We start from the raw sequence: 4,787 nt of genomic DNA, 5'->3' as shown, positions 1-4,787 counted from the left end.
AGTGGGGGAGTGGGGAAGCGGGGGAGCCGGGGAGTAGGGGAAAAACGAATGACTCATCCCTCGGTGCGGCTGACAAAATGCAGCTGATTGCTAAGTTAGTTGAGGAAGAGGAAAAAAATTGCAAAGTAGATGAGCAACAGCTTAATGATTGCTATATTCAAGCTCAACATTGGGCGCATAGAGGGGTAATGTTGTTTGATGCGATCGCATCTACAGTGCAACTTTGCCAAAACAAGTTATTTCCTGAATATCAGAAAGTGAAAGATGAGTTACCAGTCCCCGTGCAGGAGAAACTGCAAAAAAGACATCAGGGTATAGAAATTATTGGTAGGATGCTGGAAAGAATTGTTGAACCTGCACGAGAACTCTACGAAACTGAAACCCCAAATCGAGAGTTACCCAGAGTTAGCAAGCCAGAATTAATCGATATTTTGAGTAACGAAACAAACCCAGAATCGGCACGTCAAGCAATTGCTAAAAAATTTAAAGAAATTGGCGATCGGCGTTACAAGTGCATTGCCGAAATCAGAGAATTAGCAGAAAGACGCCAGCAGCGCTGGCTAAATTTTGTGGAAAAAAAAGTGCTGCCGATCGTTGACGGAATAGAGAGCGGACAGAGGTATTCTCAGCCGTTAGTGGCTCAGTTGAAAAATGAAAATCCAAATTGGTCAACCAAACTGGATGATTGGTTTAAAATCTATCATAATTTGCACTTAAATCTCTTGCACGCATTAGAGCAAATGGAAGTTTATCCCATGCAAGTGAAAACTAAAACACCGATTGACTATACTCATCACGAACCATTTGATGTGCAAGACGATGAGAGCTTGCCAAATGAATATATCAAAGAAGTAATTCGCCAAGGATACGAGTATTTAAGTCAAAAATCAAAAGTCAAAAGTCAAAAGTCAAAAGAATTTTTAGTCCTGCGGACTGCACAAGTAGTTGTAGTCAAGAATTAAAATAGAGATTGCATAAATTTGCTTGCGATAAAATCCAAAATCCAAAATCCAAAATCCAAAATCGACATATGCTTTTTGACAACGATCTAAATCCAGTTCTGGGGATTGATTTGGGGACTACGTTTAGTGCGATCGCACGCTGGGATGGGCATGGGCCAAGAGTATATCAAACTCGTACTGGCGAAGATACCCTGCAATCCGTTGTTTACCTCGATCCCAAAACAAACGAACTTTTAGTGGGGAAAGTTGCCTTCAGGAGAGGTTTGATTTATCCAGAAAATATGGCAATCGGTATCAAACGTTATATGGATGATGCTTCTCAAAAAATTGTCCTCGCCGGACAAGCATTTTCACCAATAGAATTATCTGCGAGAATATTAGAGAGATTATACAAAGATGTAGCCGAAAAATGCCCAACCAATCTTTTTCGCAGTCGCGCTACAGTTGTGACAGTACCTTATTATTTCAAAGCGCACCAATGCGAAAATACCAGCAAAGCAGCCGAACTTGCTAATATTAACTGTATCGGTTTAATTCAAGAACCAATTGCCGCTTCTCTCGCTTACGCTTGGCAGATTGTGCAATCTAGCAATGCCAAAAAATTTGCCGAAAATATTCTGGTATTCGACTTGGGTGGAGGTACTTTCGATCTGACCTTATTCCGACTGGAAAAATCGCCAGAAAAGCTGCTTTTTGAAGTGTTGGCTACGGGTGGCGACGACAGACTTGGCGGTATGGATTTTGATGAATGTTTATTTCAATTTTTGCTCGAAAAAGCCGATTTAACTCTAGATGGTTTAACTGATTTGGAAGAACGCAAAGCCAGACAGAAGATTTTGGAGCAAGTTATAGAAGCAAAACATACTTTAAGTGCTACCCAAACCGAGTACATTACTGTGACTGATGTTATTCCTGGTAGACATATAGATACTATCGTAACGCGCTCGGAATTTGAGGGTTGCATTCAAACTTATATAGATAAAATTGAGCGCGTAATGGAGCGATTGTGGGCGACAACAAATATGCAGCCTCAGCAAGTCGATCGCGTCATTCTTGTAGGCGGTTCTAGCAAAATTCCCTGCATAAAATCGTTAGTCAGCGACATTATTGGCGCGGTAAAAGTGTATCAAAATACTAACCCTTGGTTGTGCGTGGCAGAAGGTGCAGCTATATATGCAGCTTATTTAGATAACCCGGAAGTTTTTGGTAGAAATATTGAAATTCGCACGCGCACCAGTCACGCTCTCGGTGTCGAAATCAAAGAGAAAGAATTCTACCCGCTGATAGCTGCTAACCGCAAAACCCCATGCCAACAAACTCAGGTTTTCAGCACCACATCTGACTATCAAACAAGCCTTGATATTAACATTTACCAAGGGTGCGATGCAAGCGTGAAAAACAACACCTTTATAGGTACGATCGGCATTTATGATTTACCCAAACGTCCGCAAGGCGAACTGGATATTTGGGTAACGTTTAATGTTAACGAATCGCAAATGTTGTCGGTAATAGTGGAAGTTGAAGGAATCCGGAAAGCTGCGACGCTCAAATTTGCCTAAGTTTTGCTCTCCTGGGTATGTGCGATCGGCTATATCTTGGGAATTATTTAAATTCGTAAATCAGTACAATTACATACTTATAAGTAAGTTATCAAGATTTCATAAACTTTTGCTAAGTTCTGGAACGGCATTGCGGAATTTTTATCTTTAAATTGATAGAAATAATTATTATTTGTGTCGGGAATTTGTCGATAAAAGGTTTCGCTATGCCAGACAACATCAATACCAGCAGCCAGCCAAACTCTATAGTTTTCATTGATTCGACAGTTCCCGACTATCAAAGCCTTGCTGCGGCAGTTGCACCGGGAACCGATGTAATTATTATCTATCCTACGGGGGATGAAATAAATCAAATCAGTGATATTTTAGCCGATCGCCACAATATAAATGCAGTTCACATAATATCCCACGGCAGTCCCGGCAGCTTGCAATTTGGCAACTCGCAATTGAACGAGCAAAATCTCCACCTATACGCGAATCAGCTGCAACAGTGGCGGAATTCCCTAAGTATTAATGGAGATATCTTTCTCTACGGCTGCGATGTTGCCGCCGGAGACAACGGTATCGCATTTGTACAACAACTCAGTGAATTAACGGGTGCAGATGTTGCCGCATCCGACGACTTGACCGGAAGTGCTGCACTTGACGGGGACTGGGATTTAGAAGTTAAGAGCGGACTAATTGAAGCACCCCTAGCATTTCAAGTTGGGGTGATGGAAGCTTATAACGCTGTTTTGGGAACTACAATAAACGTCACTAACGTTACCGAATTAATTCAAGCAATTAATGATGCTAATAGCGAGTCGGGTGCTTACGTTGGTGCTGACACGATTAACTTAGCTGCTGGTACTTACACCCTAACATCAGGTACATACAACTACTTTAGCGGTATCGACTGGGGAAATAGCGGTCTCCCGGTAATTACTTCTGAAATTACCATCAACGGCAACGGCGCGACGATCGCACGAGACAACAGCGCCTCAACAACCTTCCGTTTGTTTACGATTGGAGGAGCTTCAGGCAAACTAACTCTCAACGACGTCACCCTTGAAAATGGAAACGTCACTGGTTCTACGACTGGTGCCGCACCTGATGCTGGTGCCATATCCAACATTAGCGGTATCGTCAATATCAACAACAGCACCCTACGCAACAACGCTGCTGGTGATGATGGCGGTGCTATTGCCAATTTTGGCACCATGAATATCCAAAATAGCACTATCACTAATAACACTGCCCAAGGTGATGGCGGGAGTGTTGATGGGGGAGGTGCGATCGAAAACGATGGCGCGAGTGCCACATTAAACCTAACCAATACCACCATTAGCGGCAACATTCATAACGGCAGCGGTATTGGTAACGGTCAAGGCGGCGCTATCCGCAACCGTAATTCCGCAAAATTAAATATTGTCAACAGCACGATTTTTAATAACACAGCCAATTCCAGTACTGGTGGCGGAATTTTTGTGGAAAGCGGTACTGTTACCGTCAAAAACTCGATCGTCATTGGAAACACTGCCACCACTGACGCGGACGTTTCGGGAACTTTCACCAGCAATAATGCCAACATAATTGGGAATGTTGGCAGCAGCAGCGGTTTTGGTAGCGATATTACAGGTGTTACTGCCGCCAGCGTACTCGATCCCACCCTAGCTAATAATGGCGGTTCCACTTTAACCCACGCCCTAATTGCTGGCAGTCCCGCTATTGATGCTGGTAATAATGCTAGCGTTCCCGCAGGCATCACAACCGATCAGCGAGGTACAGGCTACCCCCGCATTTTCGGTACTGCCGTTGATATCGGTGCTTTTGAATACTCCCTAACTACCATCAGCCTTACAGTTACAGATGCCAACGCTGACGAAACAGCCAGTAACACAGGCACTTACCGCATCAGTCGCGGTACTGCCAACACTGGCGATTTGACTGTAAATCTAAACATCGACCCCAGCAGCACAGTAACAAGCAATACAGGCGGCACTTTCCCAGTTGACTACAGCTTCAGCGTCACCAATGGCGGCAATATTTCCGGTACGGGAACAACTCGCACTTTAACTATTCCCGACGGACAAACTTTTGTCGATCTCATCCTTAATCCAATTGATGATAACTATGGAGAAGCAGCAGAAACCTTAAAGTTGAACTTGGCGGCGGGAAGTTAAGTAGTCGGACAAAAGTAATCGACACTGTATGAACTTTTGTTAAGGCACTTGCAGGAGTGCCTTCGCACAGCGTGCCGTAGGCATATCGTGCATCGGCACAATTA

3 protein-coding genes are annotated in these 4,787 nt (G+C 43.7%); all 3 read left to right on the top strand.

Going from position 1 to position 4,787, the window contains the following annotated elements; all coding sequences use genetic code 11:
* Positions 1-962 (top strand): nucleotide exchange factor GrpE (gene grpE, locus H6G03_RS36885; protein ID WP_206756679.1); only part of this gene is annotated, 962 nt, incomplete at its 5' end.
* Between the two features lie 68 nt (positions 963-1,030).
* Complete coding sequence (locus H6G03_RS36880) at positions 1,031-2,521, top strand: Hsp70 family protein (RefSeq protein ID WP_190475871.1); 1,491 nt, start codon at positions 1,031-1,033, stop codon at positions 2,519-2,521.
* A gap of 206 nt (positions 2,522-2,727) precedes the next feature.
* Positions 2,728-4,683 carry a DUF4347 domain-containing protein gene (locus tag H6G03_RS36875; protein ID WP_190475869.1) on the top strand — a complete coding sequence of 652 codons (1,956 nt, stop codon included), beginning with the start codon at positions 2,728-2,730 and terminating at the stop codon, positions 4,681-4,683.
* Positions 4,684-4,787 lie beyond the last annotated feature (104 nt).

The sequence above is a fragment of the Aerosakkonema funiforme FACHB-1375 genome (genome assembly GCF_014696265.1).
Lineage (GTDB): Bacteria > Cyanobacteriota > Cyanobacteriia > Cyanobacteriales > Aerosakkonemataceae > Aerosakkonema > Aerosakkonema funiforme_A.
This window is presented reverse-complemented; position numbering and strand designations above follow the sequence as displayed.